This is a genomic window from Candidatus Eremiobacterota bacterium (genome assembly GCA_031082125.1).
Classification (GTDB): domain Bacteria; phylum Vulcanimicrobiota; class CADAWZ01; order CADAWZ01; family Ess09-12; genus Ess09-12.
Genome location: JAVHLM010000013.1, coordinates 33827 through 53968 on the forward strand (window position 1 = coordinate 33827; position 20142 = coordinate 53968).

General features: G+C 54.1%; 22 protein-coding genes. 11 read left to right on the plus strand and 11 right to left on the minus strand.

Annotated features, from left to right (window positions below; translation table 11 throughout):
- Positions 1 to 83: 83 nt before the first annotated feature.
- The 8 genes from RDV48_15345 to RDV48_15380 form a co-directional block, all read right to left on the minus strand.
- Positions 84 to 659, minus strand: coding sequence for a hypothetical protein (locus tag RDV48_15345; GenBank protein MDQ7824176.1), 576 nt, complete (start codon positions 657 to 659; stop codon positions 84 to 86).
- The gene (locus tag RDV48_15350; protein ID MDQ7824177.1) at positions 659 to 1825 is read right to left on the minus strand and encodes a double-cubane-cluster-containing anaerobic reductase; all 1167 of its coding nucleotides are present in this window, start codon (positions 1823 to 1825) and stop codon (positions 659 to 661) included. The genes RDV48_15345 and RDV48_15350 overlap by 1 nt, the downstream gene beginning before the upstream one ends.
- Positions 1826 to 1839: 14 nt before the next feature.
- Positions 1840 to 2772: a hypothetical protein gene (locus RDV48_15355; protein ID MDQ7824178.1), complete on the minus strand. Its 933-nt coding sequence runs from the start codon at positions 2770 to 2772 to the stop codon at positions 1840 to 1842.
- A 30-nt stretch (positions 2773 to 2802) separates the two neighbouring features.
- A complete protein-coding gene (locus RDV48_15360; GenBank protein MDQ7824179.1) occupies positions 2803 to 3417 on the minus strand; it encodes a hypothetical protein in 615 nt (204 codons plus the stop codon).
- A gap of 15 nt (positions 3418 to 3432) precedes the next feature.
- A complete protein-coding gene (locus RDV48_15365; GenBank protein MDQ7824180.1) occupies positions 3433 to 4308 on the minus strand; it encodes an ankyrin repeat domain-containing protein in 876 nt (291 codons plus the stop codon).
- A gap of 95 nt (positions 4309 to 4403) precedes the next feature.
- Positions 4404 to 5402 (minus strand): WD40 repeat domain-containing protein, encoded by a 999-nt coding sequence (locus RDV48_15370; GenBank protein MDQ7824181.1) that lies wholly within the window; start codon positions 5400 to 5402, stop codon positions 4404 to 4406.
- A 189-nt stretch (positions 5403 to 5591) separates the two neighbouring features.
- Positions 5592 to 6527, minus strand: a complete 936-nt coding sequence (locus tag RDV48_15375; protein ID MDQ7824182.1) for a YiiX/YebB-like N1pC/P60 family cysteine hydrolase — start codon at positions 6525 to 6527, stop codon at positions 5592 to 5594.
- 190 nt (positions 6528 to 6717) lie between these two features.
- Positions 6718 to 7146: a pyridoxamine 5'-phosphate oxidase family protein gene (locus tag RDV48_15380; GenBank protein ID MDQ7824183.1), complete on the minus strand. Its 429-nt coding sequence runs from the start codon at positions 7144 to 7146 to the stop codon at positions 6718 to 6720.
- A 354-nt stretch (positions 7147 to 7500) separates the two neighbouring features.
- Between RDV48_15380 and RDV48_15385 the strand changes: the two genes are divergently transcribed.
- The 3 genes from RDV48_15385 to RDV48_15395 all read left to right on the plus strand — a co-directional run bounded on the left by RDV48_15385 (position 7501) and on the right by RDV48_15395 (position 10532).
- The gene (locus RDV48_15385; GenBank protein MDQ7824184.1) at positions 7501 to 7938 is read left to right on the plus strand and encodes a RidA family protein; all 438 of its coding nucleotides are present in this window, start codon (positions 7501 to 7503) and stop codon (positions 7936 to 7938) included.
- Between the two features lie 63 nt (positions 7939 to 8001).
- Positions 8002 to 9246, plus strand: coding sequence for a terpene cyclase/mutase family protein (locus RDV48_15390; GenBank protein MDQ7824185.1), 1245 nt, complete (start codon positions 8002 to 8004; stop codon positions 9244 to 9246).
- Positions 9247 to 9257: 11 nt separating this feature from the next.
- Positions 9258 to 10532: a prenyltransferase/squalene oxidase repeat-containing protein gene (locus RDV48_15395; GenBank protein ID MDQ7824186.1), complete on the plus strand. Its 1275-nt coding sequence runs from the start codon at positions 9258 to 9260 to the stop codon at positions 10530 to 10532.
- Positions 10533 to 10584: 52 nt separating this feature from the next.
- Here RDV48_15395 and RDV48_15400 read toward each other — a convergent pair whose 3' ends face one another.
- Together RDV48_15400 and rnhA are read right to left on the minus strand one after the other, a co-directional pair.
- Positions 10585 to 11613, minus strand: coding sequence for a tetratricopeptide repeat protein (locus tag RDV48_15400; GenBank protein MDQ7824187.1), 1029 nt, complete (start codon positions 11611 to 11613; stop codon positions 10585 to 10587).
- 206 nt (positions 11614 to 11819) lie between these two features.
- On the minus strand, positions 11820 to 12317 hold the full coding sequence (gene rnhA, locus RDV48_15405) for a ribonuclease HI (GenBank protein ID MDQ7824188.1): 498 nt from the start codon (positions 12315 to 12317) through the stop codon (positions 11820 to 11822).
- Between the two features lie 125 nt (positions 12318 to 12442).
- On the opposite strand from rnhA, the gene RDV48_15410 reads away from it, so the two are divergent.
- The 8 genes from RDV48_15410 (at position 12443) to RDV48_15445 (ending at position 19517) form a co-directional block, all read left to right on the plus strand.
- Entirely contained in the window at positions 12443 to 13045 is a 603-nt protein-coding gene (locus RDV48_15410) for a hypothetical protein (GenBank protein MDQ7824189.1), read from the plus strand.
- Between the two features lie 2 nt (positions 13046 to 13047).
- Positions 13048 to 14289 (plus strand): serine/threonine-protein kinase, encoded by a 1242-nt coding sequence (locus RDV48_15415; GenBank protein ID MDQ7824190.1) that lies wholly within the window; start codon positions 13048 to 13050, stop codon positions 14287 to 14289.
- Positions 14290 to 14455: 166 nt separating this feature from the next.
- Entirely contained in the window at positions 14456 to 15310 is an 855-nt protein-coding gene (locus RDV48_15420; protein MDQ7824191.1) for a hypothetical protein, read from the plus strand.
- A 27-nt stretch (positions 15311 to 15337) separates the two neighbouring features.
- Positions 15338 to 15805, plus strand: coding sequence for a type II secretion system major pseudopilin GspG (gene gspG / locus RDV48_15425; GenBank protein MDQ7824192.1), 468 nt, complete (start codon positions 15338 to 15340; stop codon positions 15803 to 15805).
- Positions 15806 to 15943: 138 nt separating this feature from the next.
- Complete coding sequence (locus RDV48_15430) at positions 15944 to 16108, plus strand: hypothetical protein (GenBank protein ID MDQ7824193.1); 165 nt, start codon at positions 15944 to 15946, stop codon at positions 16106 to 16108.
- A 201-nt stretch (positions 16109 to 16309) separates the two neighbouring features.
- The gene (locus RDV48_15435; GenBank protein MDQ7824194.1) at positions 16310 to 17509 is read left to right on the plus strand and encodes a transporter substrate-binding domain-containing protein; all 1200 of its coding nucleotides are present in this window, start codon (positions 16310 to 16312) and stop codon (positions 17507 to 17509) included.
- A 138-nt stretch (positions 17510 to 17647) separates the two neighbouring features.
- Positions 17648 to 18739 carry a type IV pilus twitching motility protein PilT gene (locus tag RDV48_15440; protein MDQ7824195.1) on the plus strand — a complete coding sequence of 364 codons (1092 nt, stop codon included), beginning with the start codon at positions 17648 to 17650 and terminating at the stop codon, positions 18737 to 18739.
- 1 nt (position 18740) lies between these two features.
- Complete coding sequence (locus tag RDV48_15445; protein ID MDQ7824196.1) at positions 18741 to 19517, plus strand: class II aldolase/adducin family protein; 777 nt, start codon at positions 18741 to 18743, stop codon at positions 19515 to 19517.
- On the opposite strand, the gene RDV48_15450 is transcribed toward RDV48_15445, so the two are convergent.
- Positions 19514 to 19951, minus strand: coding sequence for a hypothetical protein (locus tag RDV48_15450; GenBank protein ID MDQ7824197.1), 438 nt, complete (start codon positions 19949 to 19951; stop codon positions 19514 to 19516). The two genes, RDV48_15445 and RDV48_15450, sit on opposite strands and share 4 nt — an antisense overlap.
- Between the last annotated feature and the right edge of the window lie 191 nt (positions 19952 to 20142).

A 20142-nucleotide genomic window follows, 5' to 3' on the forward strand; every position in this document is an offset into this window, starting at 1 on the left:
TGCCACCTCAGGATGGTGAGGGGGACCTCCCCTGGTATTTCTCCCCGGCGGTGTGCAACTCCTATTATGGGCCGCACAGACTTTCATACCCGGGGCTGTGGCGGTGGCCAGGGCAGGCCGCAGCCCGCCCGCTCACGGGCCGTCTCATCAGCCAGCAGCGGTGGTGTGGTGACTATGACAGAGCAGAGAGTGCCCCTGCTGTTGAAGTCAACCTGCCATTCAATATCGCCGAACTCATAATACAGGGTTGCCTCTTCATCACAGAGCTCGCGCCAGTATGGCTCACCAAAGGCTGCAACGACCTTGTTCTCCCTTATCCCCGGCAGGAGGGGCACCGGTTTGCCCTTGAGCAGGAATTTCCCTTTGAATGGCTTGAATTTAGGCTCGAAATAGCAGTTATCCCATATGAATATATAGGTGTTCGTGAGGCCATCGTCAAAATCTATGATGATTCCCCTGGAGTAATAGCGCAGCTCGCCCTTCTTGGCCTCAATGGAATTCTCAGAGGGCCCGAACATGGAGAGCTTTTCCAATGGCTCACCGAGCCTGACGCTCATAAGGGTATGGCTGTCACCGTCAAAGCACGGGGTGAGCTTCCCGTCAGCCACCCAGTCATTGGTGGGATCGCGGACAAAAAAGAAAAGCCTCAGAAATTCCATTATACAGGCGCTTTCTGGACCATCTCGAGCAGGGCTTCCACCCTGGTGCGAAGCTGCTCCATGCCCTCGGGGGCGTAATCTGTCTCCACCTTGAGGAAAGGAAGGCTATGGGCTTTCACAATGTGCTCCCTGACGAGGTGTGACTCTATGTTATAGGTATGGCATCCCGAGAGGATGACATCCACGACGGCGTCAGGCCGGTACTCGCCGATGAGCCTGTCAATGACGGCCAGCCTCCTCCTGTTTGGGGTCATCACCGAGCAGGGAAGCTCGAAGTAACGGCGTGCTATTGCAGTGAGGGGATCACCGGTATCCTCGTTCACGAGCTGGAGCTGGGGCTTGATCCCGCTGCATGACTCCTGCATCACCACGGCGGCGCCAGCCTGTTCCAGCACCCTGATGATTTTTTCGCTGTCTCCCGCGATAGGGCACCCCGTCAGCATGACCCTCGGGGCTTTCCTGTCCGCGGCAGGTGTGCCTTTTTCCATGCGCAGCGTGAGCTTCTCGATCATTGTCTCAAGAAATGCAAGGGCCTCGTCTCCACAGGCGCTGGAGACCATGGGCAGAAATTCGTTTATCTCCGCGAGCTGTATATAGGGGGGATTGTGGCGGGCAAACTCAAATATCTTTACGATGAGCTTTCTCCTCTTGTTGGCCTCCTTGATGGCCTCCTCGAGAGCCTCCGCACTGATGGGTCGCTTGAATGTCTCTTCCAGGAAAGCGGCCATTTTTTTGACCTGAAGCAGCCAGTGGTCGAAGGCTTCCTCGTCATCGGGCTTCTGGGTAAGCTCGAGGATAAACATTGGCTTTCTCTCTCCGATGAGCTCGTACATCTTTTTCTTTCCGTCACAGGTGGTCTCGGCAATTACCGCCTCGCTCAGGCCATAGAGGGGGCAGGAGTCGGTAATTATTGAGCCGTAATTGGACTTGATGAGGGGGCAGACAGAGGGGGGGAGCATTGCTTCCGCGGCGCTTATAGGCTTGTTGGAAGAAGTGCACAGGACTGTCGGTATTGCCTTGAGAGCCCATATCAGCTCGAGAGGTGCGTAATAGCAATAATATCCAATTATGGGGAATCCTTCTTTCCTTTTTCTCAGGAGGTACTCCAGGAGCCTCTTGAAGGGGAATCCGACATACTCATCATTTAATAGCGCTTCGGGCAGCATGGCGCCTCCTTGTTTTATTGTTTCTTTTCAGGGACAAAGCGCACATTCACCTTCTCTGTTCCCGTTATCTTCGTGACATAGGCCGTGGAGCCGGTGCTCTTCCTGGAGAAGACTTCGGCATTCTGTGCCGTGCCTACTAAGGAATAGCCCAGTTTTTCCACCATAGCCCTCATCTGGGCCGCCATGGCCCCGGCCTTGGCTTTCGCAGGGGGATTCACTGTCACGTCCCAGTCAAAGCCTTTCTCCGATGATCCGCCCATGGTGACCATCTCCACCTCCATCGGCCCCACCTCGGCATAGACAGAGTCCTCGATGCGGCGATCCTTGAAGAAGGGGTAAAGAGTGATAAGGCGCGAGAGGGTGGGCATGGTGGAGGTGTTGGAGTCTGCTGTTTTCCACAGGATCTTTATCATAGAGAGCGTCGCCCCCCCTGAAAAACTCTCTGCGGGCCTTGTAATGGCCACGGTGTGATCAATGCCGTTTTCCTCGCCGGTGAAGGTCATGGCATCAGCACTCACCGAGTTTTTGCCCGACTCCCTGAAGCCCAGGCCTTTGAGGAGTGAAAGCATTTTCTGCAGCACCTGCTCGCGGTATCCCGTCAGGAAGCATTCGCCGGTGCTCCAGAGGAAAGTATTTCTCCTTATGGAGTAAAGATATCCCACCCCTATGCTCATCTTCGCCACGGGAAGCGACGTGAGAAAGGCCCTCATCCTGGCCGGGGCCTTGATGCCGCTGTTGAGGCCGCAGCGGTCCAGGAGGGTGATAAACTGCGCGTCGGTGCTTATCTCTGAGGCATCCTTGAGGTGAATGAGGGAATCGTCAAAGAGCACTTCAGGGGGCTTTTTTTCCTCTTTCGCGAAGGCAGCGGCCTTGGTAAAGCCCGCCGGGCCGGCAGCCAGAAAGCACACAAGCACCAGGCAGAACGTGAGCAATGAAGCCTTTTTCATGATGCCCTCCTTATCCGGAGCCAGGAGCGGCTATTTCACCTGCTCCTTGTTTCTTTCCTCAAGAAACTTCATGGTTTCCTCGAGAGAGGGAACGCCGAATTCCTTCTGCACTTTTTCCGGCACAAGGGTGCAGTGAGGCTCGAGCGACCATGATCCTTTACCGTCGACAGAATACTGGGTAAAAAAGACCTGGGGATTCTCTCTTGAGCGGAGGTAGCGGTCCAGCGAAGCGGCGGAAAGCCACCGGGCCGGCCCGTAGCCATTGAAGGCCGATATTGTCGAGAGAATATGAGCGACAAGGAAGTCGTCGGGCTTTTCGCCATGCTGGTAAATCATGGCGGCGCAGTAATAATCCATGGCAGTGGAGAGGGCGCCGCTCTGCATCAGCTCCAGGACCCTCTCCCGCCTTTTCCTGTCCCTTACCCTCATGGTGAGCAGCTCCCGGGCGCTCATCTTTGTAAAGTTCTCCCTCTCGGCCTGATCTGCCTTGAAGAGCAGAATGAGCTCGGCGCTGTCCCGCGATGGCGCGCCGTCGCCAGGCAGGGGAGAAGGGGACTGAGCCATGGCAGCCTTCAATGGGCTCAGGGTAAAAAGGAGCAAAAGGGCACCCGCCAGGAATGGCAGGAAAAAGATCCTCTTTCTCATCGCTCACCAGTCCTTTCAGCTCCCTTTCTTGAACTTGAAGCTGATCCTTGCCTTTTCCACGCCTCCGCGGGAGTCAACCCAGAATTCGCGGAGCGTGAGGTCAGGCTTGGCTACAAAGATATACGAGCCGTTCTTGTGGCCCCTGATGGAAATGGCTATGACGTCGCCTTTCCCTTCCACGGCTTTCCGGGAGTTGCCCTTGTCATCCTTGTGATAATAATAAATGTCGTTCCCTACCTTGTAGACGACTACCGGACCTGCTCCAGTTCCTGCCGCTGCAAAATAGTTCACCCCGTTGTCAATGACCTCCCTTGTCTTGCCCTGGGAGATCTCAAGTTTACCGTCGGTAAGAGAAACGTCCCACTTTTTCTTTTCCCACGAGATGGTCTTTTTAAAGTTTGAGGCCTTGGTGGCGGGATCTTCCCAGACCAGTTTCTCATCGCCGATTTTCGCCTTGTGCTTCATGAGTAGGTTAGCCGTATCGGCATGCCTGAAGGCAAGCGCATACTGAAGGGGAGTCCACGCATGGGCATTTTCCTTGTTCACATCGCCTTTTGCCGCGATGAGGAGCTTTATGATCTCATCGAAGCCCAGTGCCGCTGCAAAGTGAAGGGCCGTGTTCCCGGATTTCGCCTGGGCGTTCACGTCAGCCTTTTTGGCGATGAGAAGCTTCACTATGTCCTTGTTGCCGCACATGACGGCTACGTGAAGGGGGGTAAGGCCCAGCTTTGATTCCGCCTGTTTCACAAGGCCGGGATTCTTGTCAAGCATCGCCTTCACCGAGTCGGCATTTCCGCTCACGATGGCATCGTAAATGTCTTCCGCCAGTGCCGCCTGCGATATGAAGATTACCATTGCGAGGACCAGCAATATCCCGAGGTTTCTGTGCATGAGTATTCCTCCTTATAGGTGATTATCTTTGTAAAATTCGGGGAATCACGGCTTCTTCCCTTTGCGTGAATCCAGGCGGCCCCGGGCTCTTTTCCCTATTTGGGGCCGAGGGAGCGCAGCTCCTTTCCCGTGGCCATATCCCAGAGCTTCACCGTGTAATCGCCGCTCCCCGTGGCGATAAGCTTGCCATCGGGGCTTATGGTTACGGCATAAATGGTATTGATGTGGCCGCTCAGCTTTTTCAGCTCTTTTCCCGTGGCCACGTCCCAGAGGCAGACCATCCTTTCGTGGGCTGCCGCAGCGAATTTCCCGTCAGGGCTGAAGCACACGCAATAGGCAGGAGTTGAATTGCCCTCCACCTCCAGGCTCCTCATCTCTTTTCCCGTGGCTACATCCCATAGCTTGAGGGTATAGTCGTAGCTTCCGCTCGCAAGGGTCTTCCCGTCAGGGCTGAAGACCACTGAGACCACATAGTTGCAGTGCCCCCTGAGAGTCCGGAGCTCTTTTCCCGTGGCCACATCCCAGAGCTTCACCTGGTTATCGGTGCTCGCGCTTGCGAGCGTCTTCCCGTCAGGGCTGAAGGCCACGTCGTTCACCGCGTACTGGTGGCCTTCCAGGGTCCTTATGAGCTTCCCGGTCACGGCATCCCAGAGCTTGATGGAAAAGTCCCTGCTCCCGCTTGCCACCATCTTCGCGTCGGGGCTGAAGGCCACGGAGAACACCGGGCAGGGGTGGGCATCTATGGAAAGGACCTCTTTCCCCGTAGCCACGTCCCAAAGCTTCACGTAATAGTCGTATCCGCCGGTGACAAGCTTCTTCCCGTCAGGGCTGAAGGCCAGCGAGACGATATAGTTGCGGTGGCCCCTGAGGGAGCGGAGCTCCTTTCCCGTGGCCATATCCCAGAGCTTCACCTCGTTGTCCAGGCTGCCGCTGGCGAGAATCTTCCCGTCAGGGCTGAAGGCCAGGGCAAATACCGCGCCGGCATGGCCGGCCTCGTTTCCCTGTGCCCATGAGACTCCGCCGCCAAAGAGAAGAGAAAAGCAGAGAATCACAAGAAGCGGTGCGGATTTCCCTGAAAGGGTGATATTTTTCATGACAGCCCACCTCCATCAATGATATATGACAGGTCATATTTTGTGCTCTTGAGTATAATTATAGAAGGGCCGCCATCATTCCTCCGGCAATCTGCAGTTTTAAATGATCGGCACATAGCGAAAAGCCAGAGCGGAGTGGTTTCCGCCCTGGCGGCTGCTTTGCCATGAAGAGATGAATCCTGCGGTGCCTTACAGGAATGAGCTCACATCCTGCTTGGTATACTGGCCCGTCTGGATCTTGTTCCCTATTAGTGTGGTGAGTACCAGGCCGGTGCAGAGGCCCAGGGCGCAGCCAACGGGGCCAAGTGAAGCTCCAATGGTGCTCGCCGCCGCCCATCCTGCAGCACCCCCCGCAAGGGCCCCAAGGGCCACGGGATAATGAGAGGCCTGATTTTTCCAGAAGTTCGACCCGTCTGAGTAGGGTATCTCGGCGTCCTTGATGTACCTGAAGGCATCAGGCGCCACGGCTCTCTTGTTCATGCCGAGGACCTTCTCCTTCAGGGGCACCTCCATCTTGTTGGGCATTGACTGGAGGGCTTTATAGACAAGCTCCGAGCAATAATACTTGTCACTGTTCTCAAAGTCGAATGATGAATCGTACGGCTTCCCGAACTGCGAGCGCATGTAGCCCAGGGCCGCCTCGCGGTCCTCGGGGGTTTTGTAGGGGGGGCGCACAATCTCTATCAGGGCGGGACCCTGGAGGAATTTCCTCACGTCGGCCCTCACCACGCCAGAGTTGTTCTCCCTGTTGAGGGCAGTGGCCTCGAGCATCTTGCCGTCGCCTTCGTACATCCCCACGTGGGTATAGTCCGATCCGAGAGTCACCTTCTCCATGACCTGCCAGGAGGGGTAGCCGTTGTTTGTCTCTATTATGAGATCGCCTGGCTGCAGGAGGCTCATGATCTTCTCGCGCCTCTCGACAGTAATATCCTTGGTGACAGTCGGTATCCTGATCCCCAGGATCTTCACGAAGGTCGAAGAGGCAAAGCCCCTCCCCTCCTCTGAAGCAGAATGAGTAAAGCTCTCCTGGGGATCTTTCTCGTGAGAGGCTGATCCGGGGGGCTGTTTCGGAGTGTAGCGCCGGGCCGCGGTATCAGCCGGAATGCCTATCCTGTCGATTGCCATGCCTGTTATCTCCTGACAAATAAATTGTGCATGCTGCGGGACATTTTGGAAATGCAACCGTCAATTATGCTCTTTGAGTATAACCTTACGCCCTTATTATACCATGGGCTTCCACATGGTTTTCAAGCCCTCAGATGTGATAAATTTGTTAAATTTCCGGCACTTTGCCTGAAAAGCCTCGTGCAGTGCCTCAGGCAGGGGTATAGACCTGGGGCTCCATTTTCCCCTCGCCCCAGAATTCAATGACCTTGGGTATGATACGGATGACCACGTAGTTCGGGTCATCGGGCCCCTTGAACATGCGCGCCAGGTAGTCATTCCAGAACTCTTTCTTGACGGCGGGGTCTTCAAGCACTTCAGCCTTCCCCGCCACCTGGAGGTATGATTTTGTGAAGTCCCTCGCATCGCCGCCAAGCAGGGCATGGCAGTGGGGATCCGCCTGGATCTGACTTACTTTCCGCGAGAGCTTTGAAGCGGTAAAATAGAGGTCCATGCTCTCTTTCGCATGGACCATCACGTACCGCACCCATGGCTTTCCATCCAGGATGGTGGCAAAGCTTGCCATAGGCGAGCTTTGCATCACCTCAAGTATCTTTTTCCTGAGTTCCTCGTTTCCCATTGTCGTTTCCTCCTTTTCAAGATAAGTACGTTAATGCCCTGAAGGGCGGTATGATTGCCTTGCGTGCCCAGGACTGCCGGTCAGAGCGATGCAGCTTCTTCTCCTTTCAGGCAGATTCTCTCCTCAATGATTCGCCGGAAGTGATCCTTCACCTCTCTCGGTCCCTGTTCCCGTGACTCCTACCCAAACCCGCTGCAGCATATTTTTCTTTTATGGAATAACATGGGGAGGTGTACGACTATATATGATACAAGTGCCACTTTACCGGAGGACCTTCGCTCCTGCTCCTGTCAACCTCTTCACCTGGCGCGAAAACCCGGGAGCGGCCCTTCAGAACAAAGAGGAGGTGCAGGAATGGTTATTGAGAAGAAAACGATCCATGTCCCGGAGGCTATGTGCGAGGCCTATCATTATCCCCTTCCCTCAGCATTCAGCCGCGGGATGGAGGTACGCCTGCCGGGAGCACGGATGGTCTTTGTGTCCGGGACGGCAAGCGTGGGCAGGGAGGGGGAGAGCCTCCACCGGGGGGATTTCCGCTCCCAGGCAAGACAGGCTTTTGAAAATGCCAGGGCGGTCCTTAAAAGCGCCGGAGCCGACTGGGCTGATGTCGTCAAGGCGACAATTTTCATCAAGGATATCAAAGAGCATTACATGGCCTTCAACGAGGTGAGGTGCGCCTATTTTAAAGAGATGGGAGTCAGAGAGTACCCCGCGTCCACCTGTATTGAAGCCACTCTTTGCCGTGATGATCTCCTCGTGGAGATGGATATGACTGCAGTTGTAGCTCTGTAGGGGCAGGTTTAAAGCCGGGTGCGGTGAAATCCTCATGAAAGAATGCATAATCACAAGGAGGGAATGATGAAAAGGAATTCTTTGACAATTGCTGCAGTTCTTATTGCTGCCTTTATTCTGGCGGCAGCTCCGGGGGCCTCTGCCGGGCAGGGCAAGGCAGAGCACTGGACCACCATGGTAACTCCGAAGCCTCTCAGCGATAATGTGAATAAAGGCCTCCAGTGGCTCACGGAGCACCAGCTCAAGAGCGGCGGCTGGGGGCAGGGTGAGGAATCTGAATCAATGGGCCATGGGATGGACAATCTCAAGGCTGTCGCCAATGTAGCCGACACGTGCATTGCCACGCTTGCCCTTCTGCGTTCGGGAAGCACGCCGGCGAAGGGCGGATATTCGAAGAATATCACCAGGGCTGTTGAGTATCTGTGCAGCGAGGTGGAAAAGTCTGATGACAAGGGCCTTTCCGTGACAAGTGTGAAGGGGACGCGGGTGCAGGCAAAGCTCGGCCCTTACATTGACACTTTCATGGCGGCCCTCATCCTTTCTGAAGTGAAAGGGAAGATGGCCGACGGGAAAGGCAATGACCGTGTGGCGGCAGCCTTGAGGAAGACTCTCAGGAAGATAGAGCAGAACCAGAAATCCGACGGCACATGGGACAATCAGGGATGGGCTCCCACCCTTTCCCAGTCAATGGCGGGAAAAGCGCTGAACAGGGCAAGCCAGACAGGGGAAAAGGTGAACGAGCAGGTGCGCCAGAAGACTGAAACCTATGCCCGGGGGCAGTTTGATGGCAAGACGGGGGCTTTCAAAAAGGATGGCTCAGCGGGCGTGGATCTCTACTCAAGTGCCGCCAATCTCGGGGCAATGCAGGACTCGGCAAACACCAACCAGATGAAAATGAAAGAGGCCGAGCAGAGGCTCAAAGGCACAAAAAGTGAGAGCGAGCGGAAGGAGATTCAGGGGCAGATTGCCCGATACCAGCAGAATGACAAGGACCTCAGGGCAGCCCAGGAAGCCGTCGTAAAGAGGATGGATGACAAGGCCTTCATCCAGGGCTTCGGCTCCAACGGCGGCGAGGAGTTCCTGAGCTATATGAACATAGGGGAGAGCCTTGTGACAAAAGGCGGCAAGGAATGGACGAAATGGGACAGTTCCATGACAGGAAACCTCAACAACATCCAGAACAAGGACGGGAGCTGGACGGGCCACCACTGCATCACGGGCCGCACCTTCTGCACCGCGGCGGCGCTGCTGGTGCTCATGGTGGACAGGACGCCTGTACCCGTGGCGGCAAAGATGAAGGGGAAATAGAAGGAAGAGTCATGAACACCGCACTCAGGGCGAAAGTGCCTCTTTTGATGGCAGCCCTTCTTCTCCTTGGCATGGTGAGGGTTCAAGGGGCATACGGAGCGTCTCCCGGCGATCCCTCACTTCCGCTTGTGGAGAGAATTGACCGATCCCTGGGGAAGGCCACCCGTTTTATCGTCTCCAGGCAGAGCGAGGACGGGGCGTGGCGATCTGATACCTATGGCTGCTTCAAGGGAGGGCCTGAGCTCACTCCTTACGTGCTCTCGAGCCTTTTCTTTCTTCCCCAGGGAGGCAGGGAGGCAGGGACTGCCTATCAGAAAGGCGTGGCTTACCTGATGAACATGGTAAAAAGCGACGGTACGATCGAAACAGGCCCCGGCGGTCTGATGTTCCCGGTCCATACGTCAGCAATGGCAAGCCGTGTTGTGGTGCTGGCAGGCAGGGATAAGGCCCATCTCATGGGGCAGGCTGCATGGCTTGCCTATCTCAGGGCACGCAGGCTCTCGGGGGACCTGGGATGGACGCCCAAGGACAGTGAATTCGGGGGCTGGGGCTTTTCCCTGGTGCTCCCGAAAAAGCCCGCACCGGGAGGGTCCCGCCCTCCCTTCGTGGAGTCCAACCTCTCGGCCACCCTGTTCGGCCTTGCCGCCCTGCGCTCTGCCAGGGTGCCGGAGAGCGATCCCATCTACGGCGAAATTCTGACCTTTGTGAAGCGCTGCCAGAATTTTTCTGACCCCGGGGAGGAGAGCGATGAAGCCTTTGATGATGGCGGGTTTTTCTTTATCCCTGCCGATGAGGGGCAAAACAAGGCCGGCGTGGCGGGCCTTGACTGTCACGGAAGGAAGCGCTTCAATTCATACGGCTCCATGACGGCCGACGGACTCAGGGCTCTCATAAGGTGCGGCCTCTCAAAAGATGCGCCCCGCGTGGTGGCGGCAAGGAAATGGCTCGAATGGAATTTCTCCGCATCGAGAAACCCCGGCCGTTTCACCGCGGAGCGCGAGGAGCTCCGCAATTCCTATTATTACTATTACCTCTGGGCAGCGGCCCATGCCTTCCAGGCCCTGGAAGTAAAGGAGATTGCCACGAAATACGGCAGGGTGCGCTGGCCTGAAGCGCTAGCAGAGGAGATCATGAACCGGCAGAGAGCCGACGGGTCATGGATCAGCCGCTTTACCGATGCCAAGGAGGATGATCCCCTCGTGGCGGCACCCTGGGCCGCGTCGGCACTTGCCATCTGCCGGTCAATGATGACCGGCGCTCAGGGGACCTTGTTTCCACGGCAATAAAAAATCCCCCCCTTCCCGCTCATGCAGGAAAGGAGGGGATTTTCTCTCTCTTTTACTTGCCTCTCATCTGCTCGAGATCTTCCTTGATAAGCCCCTGGATCAGGAAGAACGGTCCTTTGTCTCCCTGGGCTTTGGCGAGGTATTCCTCGGCCTCGGTATCATTGTTCTTGAGGAAGTAATACTGGGCGATGAAGAAATATGCCTGGTCCTCGCGGATGGACTTGTCACGCTTGGTCTTTGCGGTTTCCATTGCCATATCCTTGAAATCCTTGGGGGTAATCTCGCCAAGGATAAGTCCGAGTGCCTGGGCGGGCCACCCCTTTTCCTTCACCTTGTCATAGTAAGCTTTCATGTCGGAAGTGACATCTTTTCCTGAACGGGCCTGCCCGATATAATTGATTACGTTGTAAATCACGATGTCAGGCCTCATCTCGACGGCCCAGGCGAAGTCCTTGAGCGCGGAGTCATAGCTCTTTTTCTTGAGGTAGGTGATGCCCCTGAGCAGGTAGGCTTCAGCGGCCTTGGGCGCGTAAGATATCGTGTTGCTCGCCGCCTTGATTGCGCCGTTGCTGTCGCCGAGCCTGTAGCAGGCAATGGCCCTCATGATCAGGACTGTCGAGTTCTCGGGCTGCTTGGCCAGGACTCTGTCGTAATCCTGAATGGCTTTTTTAGAGTGCCCGAGGTAGAAATACGCCTGTCCCCTGTAGAAGAGCGCCGTGGCGTTATCGGGGTTCATCTCTATGGCCTTGTTGAGGTCGCTGAGGGCCTGGCCGTAATTTTCCAGCAGAAAATGGGTAAAGCCTCTGAAAGTATAAGCCTTGACATAGGCCTTGTTCATATCTATTGCCGCGTTAAAGCATTTAAGGGCTTCGCCGAACTGCTTCTTCTTGAAGAAGTCGTACCCTCTGTCATAATAGGCTCTTGCGTCTGACCTGGGCGCAGTTTTGATCTCCTTTTTCTTCACTGCCGGCTTGTCGGCCGCCGCTTGATCGTCCTTCTCGATGGCCTTTTCAGCAAAAGCCGCTGAGGTAAGGGACAGAATGAAGGCAAATATCACAAGAATCCCGATGATCTTTTTCATAATTTCCTCCTTTTACGTCACTTTTATTTAATAATGGGGTGAATAGCTGTCCTGGCGCCTCCTTTCCTGATATGATGCATGATTCAAAAGCTCATTTCCATGGGGTTTTTCCGTGCTCCGGGCACACTCAGCTCGTTTCTCTTTATCCTGTCATAATATATTACGCCATTTTTTCCAACATGCCTGCGCGTCATGAAAAAAATGGTTCATACGGTGATGCCATTGATTTCATCTGATTTTTTTTCGCCACTCTCCTCCAGAGCTCTTGCCGCATCTTGCGCGAGCTTGTCGCACCTCTCATTGTATCGGTGGCCTGAATGGCCCCGCACATGAGTGAAGAGGACTTCATGGCTTCCTGTGAGGCAGAGAAGCTCTTCCCAGAGGTCCTGGTTCTTGACCGGTGATTTGTCCGCCTTGTGCCAGCCCCTGGCCTGCCATTGCGAGAGCCAGCTTTTCTGGAAGGCATCGACAATATAGCGGGAGTCAGAGACTATCTCGACAGTGCAGGGCTCCTTTAACGCCTTGAAGGCCTCGATGATGGCCTTCAGCTCCATCCTGTTGTTGGTGGTCTGTCTTTCGCCTCCCGAGAGTACCTTCTCAACGGCACCGTAGGTGAGGATGGCAGACCAGCCCCCCGGCCCCGGGTTGCCCAGACAGGCGCCGTCAGTGTAAATGATGACTTTTTTGCGCTGATTTCCTACCATGACACCCCTCTTGTGATTAATGAGGGATTTGCCATTTTTCCAGGCGATCCCTCCTGGAAAAGGTGAATTGCCTCTCTATAATGAATATAAATAATTTCTCCTGAAATAAAGCGGCGAGGTGAGCAGTGAAATATCAGAGAGTGCTTTTTCTCATACCTGTCCTTCTGCTGGCACTGTACCTTTTATTTCCGGCACAGGGACTTTCGCAGGTCAAGCCAGCGAAAACACCACCGCCCGGGAATGAGGTAAAGCAGTATGACTTCGAGAAGTCGGGATTCTCTGTCACCGTGCCGGTGAAAAGCTGGAAAATCGAAAAAGACACCGATGACTCAAGTTCTCTTGAGCTCACCCTTACAGGAAAAGGTATCGTGGTTCAGATCCTCTCTTTCCAGAAGACTATGGCAACTGTCCCGGAGCTGATAAAGGAGCTGAACAGGACTTTTAAGAAAAATTTCTCTGGCGACGGTGCCCAGGATTATGCCATGCAGTCCCAGAAAGACTGGCGCGCCGGAGCCCTTGCCGGCAAAAGAGTCATAGCGAGATTTCTGCAGGGGAAGGAAGTGTTTTTCAACGACCAGATTTATGCCGAGGGGGACGACAGGGTCGTGGTCTTTACGCTTATTGCAAAGAAACCCCTCTATGATGCAGCTAAAAAGGATTTCGAGAAGATGGCGGGATCACTCATTATGAAAGAGCCGGCAATGCCCGGCTCTCTGCCTGGAGAGTAAGCATGTCAGGTCTGTGGGAAAAGGGGACGGTCATCAAAGACCGCTACCGTATTGAAAAGTTTGTCGGCAAAGGCGGGCAGAAGACGGTGTATCTCGCCACCGATATTTCGGGCCAGCTCGGTGACAGGAAGCTCGCCCTCAAGGAGATGATCGGGAACCCGTCAGACAGCCATAACATTGCCAACATGCATCTCTTTGAGCAGGAAGCCATACTCCTCAAGAACCTCAAGCACGCCGCAATCCCCCGGGTCTATGATTATTTTATTGACCAGGGAAAGTATTACATCGTGCAGGAGTTTATCGAGGGAGAATCTCTCTCCAACCTGCTTCACAAGCACAGCTTTTCCCAGGATGAGGCATTGAGGCTTGTAATCCAGATGGCTGACTGCCTTCAGTATCTCCACAGGCACAGACCGCCCATAATATACAGGGACCTGAAGCCGCAGAACGTCAAGGTGAACAACAACCAGGTACATTTCATCGACTTTTCGGGAGCTCTTCTCCCCGGAATCGGCGAGGAAGCTGAGAAAGCCGTGGTTTTTTCCAGGGGATACACTCCACCAGATGTGAGGAAAAGAAAGAAAATAGATTACACCTTTGACACTTATTCCCTGGGAGTGGTGCTTTTTGAGATGCTCACCCGCTATGACGTGAAATCAAGCTCTGGCAAGCTTCCCGACATCCAGAAGATAAGGGGTGGAATCTCGCCTGAGATCAGGGAGATAGTCAACAAGGCCGTCTATCCCTCCCATTACTGGCAGTACCAGACCATGTGGGAGATGAAGATGGAACTCATCAATGCGAGGAACTCTCTTAAAAAGCTCGCCGAGCTTGAGGAAAAAAAGGAGAAAAATTCTTTTGCCGGCGTTCTTATTTTTTTTCACCAGTTTCACATAAGCCTTGTGCAGCCTATGCTTGCCTTTTTTATTTTTTTCCTGCTGGGGGTCGCCATCGGCCTCCCGCCCCTTCTTTCCTTTTTCAGGCCCGGCGTGTCTTTCGGGATTCTGGATAACAGCAATTTCCTTTACGGTTTAGCCCTCTATATCCTTGTGGTCCAGATTATCTGGGGCCGCTGGTTTGGCGGCAACCAGACCCTTTCACGCTTTTACCGGCGGCTCCATGGAAAGATTCACTGGCTCAGGAAGATCCGTTTCATCACCCTGCTGCAGATAATAAATGTGGCAATTCTGATGGGGTTGATAGGCTTTTTCCTGGTAAGAGGCATCTGGACTGATATCACGTGATCTCCCATTGAAGTTTTTTGAAGTTTATGGTATTATGCTCAAGAGCATACCTCACGCCATCATGGAATTAACGACGGGTGTCAGCATATAATGCGCTTCGGTATATCGGTGCTGACTGCGAGGGAACATGCCCGCCGGGGCATGGACGGAACCCGGCAGGAACGCTATGGAAGAGAAACTTGAGAAAATAAAGATATACGCGGAATGGGGGGCAGGACTTCTCCTTGTGGCTCTCTCTGCCTATTTTTCCGCCACTCTTTTCCTTGCGTTTCTCGAGGGCTCCTATTACACTGACCCCCGCCTGGTGGTAGTGAAGCGGGCTCTTCCTGAAAAGGAAAAGAAAAAGAGCCTTGATGAATATCTGGCCCTTGCAAAACCGCTGTTCCCCGAGCCCAAGGTGACCACGAAACCTGGGGGTGCCTCGCCGCAGGAGGCAGCCCTCGGCCCGCTGAAGCTTGTCGCCACTATTATCGGTGAAGGTACCTCTATTGCCGTGATAAATGCAGGCGGCAGTGATCGCGTCCTTGAGAAGGGCAGGGTGCTCGGAAATTTTACCGTGAAGGAGATTTTCAAGAACAAGGTCATTCTTGCCTCGTCAGGAGCTGATACGGTGATCAGGATGAGGTATGGAGAGCCCGATGAGCCTCTCCCGCAGGCAAGCCCCTCCGAGAGCCAGCAGCCGGTGGAGGTGACGCCCGGGGTGATAAAGAGGGAAATGGGCCGGAGAGAATTTGAGTCCCTGATTGATCCGCCCGACAGGGTGGCGAGGGAGATAGGTTTTGCACCCGTAAGCAGGGAGGGCAAGCCTTACGGCATCCAGCTCACTTTCGTCAAGCCTGAAAGCTTTCTTCAGAAGATGGGATTTCTCCCCGGAGATATCCTCTCAACCATCAACAACAAGCCCCTCTATACTCCTGAAGATGGCATGCAGGCATACCAGATGATGAAAAACGAGGATACTGTCGATTTCAAGATTGACAGGGGGGGAAGATTTTATCAGCTCCAGATTGTATTCAAATAGCTATCAGCGCGAAGGGAGATTTCTTGTATGAGAAGACGGAATATGAGAGGCTTTACCTTTCTGGAGATCATGGTGGTCGTCGCAATTCTGGCCATACTTGCAGGGCTCATCATTCCCCGCTTTGTGGGAAGGGCCGAGGAGGCGCGCAGAACAAAGGCCATAGTCCAGATGAGGGAGATCATGAAGGCCCTGGAGCTCTATAAGCTTGACAATGGCAATTATCCCACCACCGAACAGGGCCTTATTGCGCTTGTGGAACAGCCCACAAGCGAGCCGCTGCCAAAGAAGTGGAGGCAGTATGTGGATAAAGTGCCTGTCGATCCCTGGAAGAACAACTTTATCTATGTCTGCCCGGGCGCCGATCACGGCAGGAAAAACGACCCCAACAGGGAAAAGGTCGAGGGGAAATACGGCTACTATGACCTTATGTGTTATGGTCAGGACGGCGTTGAGGGAGAAGATGACATCGTAAGCTGGAACATGCCCGAAGAGTAAATCAATCCCGCCGATATTTTTGGCAGGTGTTGTTGACAGGTCTCCATAAAATTGTTATACTATCTGAAGTGTTTACCATGCGTTATATAAACTATATATGGTAATCTATAAAATAGAGAGAAAGGGTGGTGAAACAAAGTGGCAACAGCAAAAAAGACGACGACAGTGAAAAAGGCCTCCACAACGAAAAAAGCCGAAGCTCATCATGAAGTGCCTGAGAAGCATCATGAAGCCAAGCACGTTGAAAAAGAGCATGTTGAAGCTCCTGCTGAAAAGAAGGAATCGCGCCCCAGAGTATATTAGTACCTGCGGTACACGAAGATATTGGATTTTGAGAAAAGAACCTGGCGTTCATACCAGGTTTTCTTGTTGTTGGCCTCTCTCCCGGCCTGGCATGCCCGGCAAGAGGAGAAAGGGAGCGCTCCATGGAAACATATACTCGCCGCCATGAGGCGGGAGGGCAGAGTGGCAGGATTTTCTCAGGGAGGTATCTGAGGAATATTCATGGTTACGAAAGCAGGGTGCATAAAGGCTGTCGTGGTGGTTCTCCTTATTGGTGCCGCCGTGGCCGGCATTTATTATTATACCTTACAGAAAAAGCCAAGACCAGTAGCACCGGAGCCCCCTTCGGCCTATGAAGGCCAGGTGAGGATAGGGGTCACGGATCGAACCTCATCGCTTCTTTTCTATGCCCTGGGAAACCTCATGAAAGGCAAAGGCTATGAGGTCATTCTGATACCGGTAAGTGACCCTGACGAGGTGTGGGGCCGCCTGGCGGCAGGAAGCATCGACGTGACATGTGCGCCCATTGACGCCATCGCTCTTGGTTTCGCAAGGCAGAAACCGGGGGCTGTCATCTTCAAAGTGGCCACGAGCTGCGGAGCCGATGCCATAGTCGTAAAGCCTGGAATCACCAGGATAGAGGAGCTTTCCGGAAAAAGGGTGGCCCTTGTTCCGGCATCGACGTCTTCTCTCCTTCTCACCCTTTTCCAGGACAAGGTGGCAAAGACCATCAATGAATGCGACACCGTACATGTCGCAAATGAAAAGGAGGCCCTGGAGATGCTCTCCTCAGGGAAGGCAGACGGGGCGGTCCTCAGTGACCCCACACTCCAGGAAGCCATAAACAGGAAATTCAAGGTGATCGCGTCAACGGCAAAGACTCCGCTGGTGGAGGAATACTGCGTGGCTGGCGGGCCTTTCATGAAAGCCTACCCTGAAAGGGTCGATGACCTGGTGCGGGCATGGTTTGAGTTGCTCGAGATCTACCAGAAGAGCCCCGGAATGGGAAAGCGCCTCGTGAGCAAAGGGTGCGGCCTTGACCAGGAGAAGCTCTCCCTTTTCCTGTCCCATGTCACTTTCGCCACGCTTGATGAGAACAAGGAGATGAGCGAAAGCGAGCTTTTCAGGAAACTGGAGAGGTTCCAGAAATTCTGGAGCCTCGAGGGGGCCCCCAATGCCCATCTCCCCCTCGATCTTAAAAGCTCATTTTCCCTCTCAACGGTGAGGGATCTGAAGGCGGAAGACATTCAGTCGGTATTCATAGAGGATGGGGCAAGCCCCTCTCCTTCAGCAGCACCGACAGCGCTTCCACCTCCGCTTCCCACCAGGAATCCTTCGCCTGCCGTCACTCCCCCGTTGTCGCCGCCGCCTGCAACGCCTCTGCCGCCGGTGGAATCTATCGATGTCCCTCTCACGGAATAAGCCGGAGTCCGGCCTCCATGCCGGGCCTCGGGAATGAGGGATACCTGTCGTGCTGTTACAAAAAGGAGATGATGCCGGGGGGATAGAAATATGTACCACGGTGAAATCGTATACGAAGGCGAGGGTGCTTAATTGACAATTCAGAACATTTCTCCTGACGAACGATTATTGCTTGAGCTCCTCAAAAGAGTCGTGCAGCAGAATGCCACGGATTTGCACCTGTCAGGCGGCTCCCCTCCCATTCTGAGAATCATGGGCGAGCTCGTGCCCCTCACTCCCCTTGGCCCTATAAGCCCTGAAAAGATTCAGAAGATGATTTTCTCCATCATGTCCGGCTACCAGAACGAGGATTTCATCAACAAGAAGGAGCTTGATTTCTCCTATGAAGGCAAGGGACTGGGACGTTTCAGGATAAATGTCATGTTCGAGCGGAACTCCATAGGAGCTGTATTCAGGCGCATTCCCGACGATCCCTATTCAATCGACCAGCTCGGTGTTCCCAAGGTGATGAAAAAGCTCTGTGAAAAGAGAACAGGCCTTATTCTCGTCACCGGTCCTTCGGGGAGCGGGAAGTCCACCACGCTTGCCGCCTGCATCGATTACATCAATACCAACACCAATTGCCACATAGTGACTATTGAAGATCCCATAGAATACGTCCACAAAAACAAGAAAGCCCTCATACGCCAGAGAGAGGTGGGCCTTCACACGACATCATTCGCCTCGGCCCTGAGGCATTGCCTCAGGCAGGATCCCGATGTGATTCTCGTAGGCGAGATGCGTGATCTGGAGACCATGTTCACTACTCTATCAGCTGCAGAGACGGGACACCTTGTCTTCTCGACGCTTCACACGTCAGGTGCGGTTGAATGTATAAACCGCGTCGTTGATGTGTTCCCTGCCGATCAGCAGACCCAGGTGCGCATACAGCTTGCCACGAGCCTTGAGGGAGTGCTCTCGCAGACTCTCATTCCGAAGGCGAAAGGCCACGGAATGGTGCTCTGCGTTGAGGTGATGGTGGCCACGCCTGCAGTAAGAAATATCATCAGGGAGGGCAGGCTTCACACCCTCAGAAACTGCATTGAGACAGGGTCGGAATACGGCATGCAGACCTTTGAGGTCTCTCTCAGGGACCTCTATCTCAAAGGCCTCGTGACCTATGAAATGGCCCTCTCGAGGGCCCTTGACGTTGAAGCTTTCAAAAAGCTGACCGGAATGGGCATGGTCTGAGATGAACCCCCCCGAATCTTTTTCCTCTTCATACCTGGCGGAGCTTATTGCAGCGCGCCTCTCAGAGCTTCTGCAAAAGCCGGGCGTCCAGATCCCTGATGAGGCCTCCCGGCATGAGATAATTCATTCTGTCGCCTCAGCAGTGGCAGCAGCCCTCTGCGAAGAGGAGGAGAAGGCTGCCATTGTGAAAATCTGCCGCCGTCTCCATCACATGGGATATTTTGCCGGGACTTCAGGAAATGTGAGCGTCCGGCTCCCCGGCGGTGATATACTCGTGACGCCCTCAGGCGTCAACAAGAGCTCCCTGGCAAGCAGCGACATCGTGAGGCTGAGCCCCGGCGGTGCGGTGTGTGAGGGCACAGGAAAGCCATCATCTGAGACAAGGATGCACCTTTTCAGCTATGAGAGAAGACCAGATGTGCATGCCATAGTCCATGCCCATCCTCCCTTTGCCACAGGCTTCGCCGCCGCAAGAGTGGCCCTTGACAGGCCCGTGCTCCCTGAGGCAATCCTTATACTGGGGAGCATACCGCTGGTGGAATATGGAACTCCCTCCACATGGGAGCTTCCTGAATCCCTTGCTCCCTATGTGGCCAATCATAATGCCTTCCTTCTGGCCAATCATGGCGCTCTCACCTTCGGTGATGACGTGCACCAGGCCTCGCACAGAATGGAAACGCTGGAGCTTTTTGCCAACGTGATTCTTGTGGCCCGTCTTCTCGGGGGGGAGAAGCTTCTCAGTGCCGGTGAGCTGGAGAGGCTTGCCAGGATCCGCTAGACCTCAAGGGCTTCCATCAGCATGGTCTTCCTGCTCTCCTTGGCGAGCCTTATCACTTCAATGACAGTATTGAATTTGGGGAAGAAGAGGCTGTCAATTCTCACCATAATGTCTTTGCTGCCCAGCACTGCAGACTTGGTGAAACGGAAGCCCTTCTTGGGCGGCGCGAACATAAGGTTTTCCCAGTTCTCGGTGAAGTTGAGCCTGCCTTTTTGATAGGCTATGTTGAGGGGCGTTATCACTATGAACTGGTTCAATCCCCTGCTGATGATCATTGCCAGAAATAGGAGCAGGATGACGCCGAAGGCTACAGGAAAATATCCGAAAAGGTAGCAGTCGGTGGTGGCACCGAAGCCAATCTCCGTAAAGAATCTTATCCTGGAGATCCCGTACAGGATGAGATAGGCAGATATGGAGATGGTGAACGCGCTCATTATGGCCAACTGAATGGTCAGCCCCGATCTGAAAGTCTTTCTTCTCTGCACTGGTTTCTTTAAAGCCATTGCCTCACCGCCACAGCAGGATCTTCCCCGATTCCGCATCCCGGGATTATATATTGAACTCGAAGTTATATATTTCATTGAGAAGGAAAAAAAACCTCCCGCTCATACCGGGCAGAAAAGGA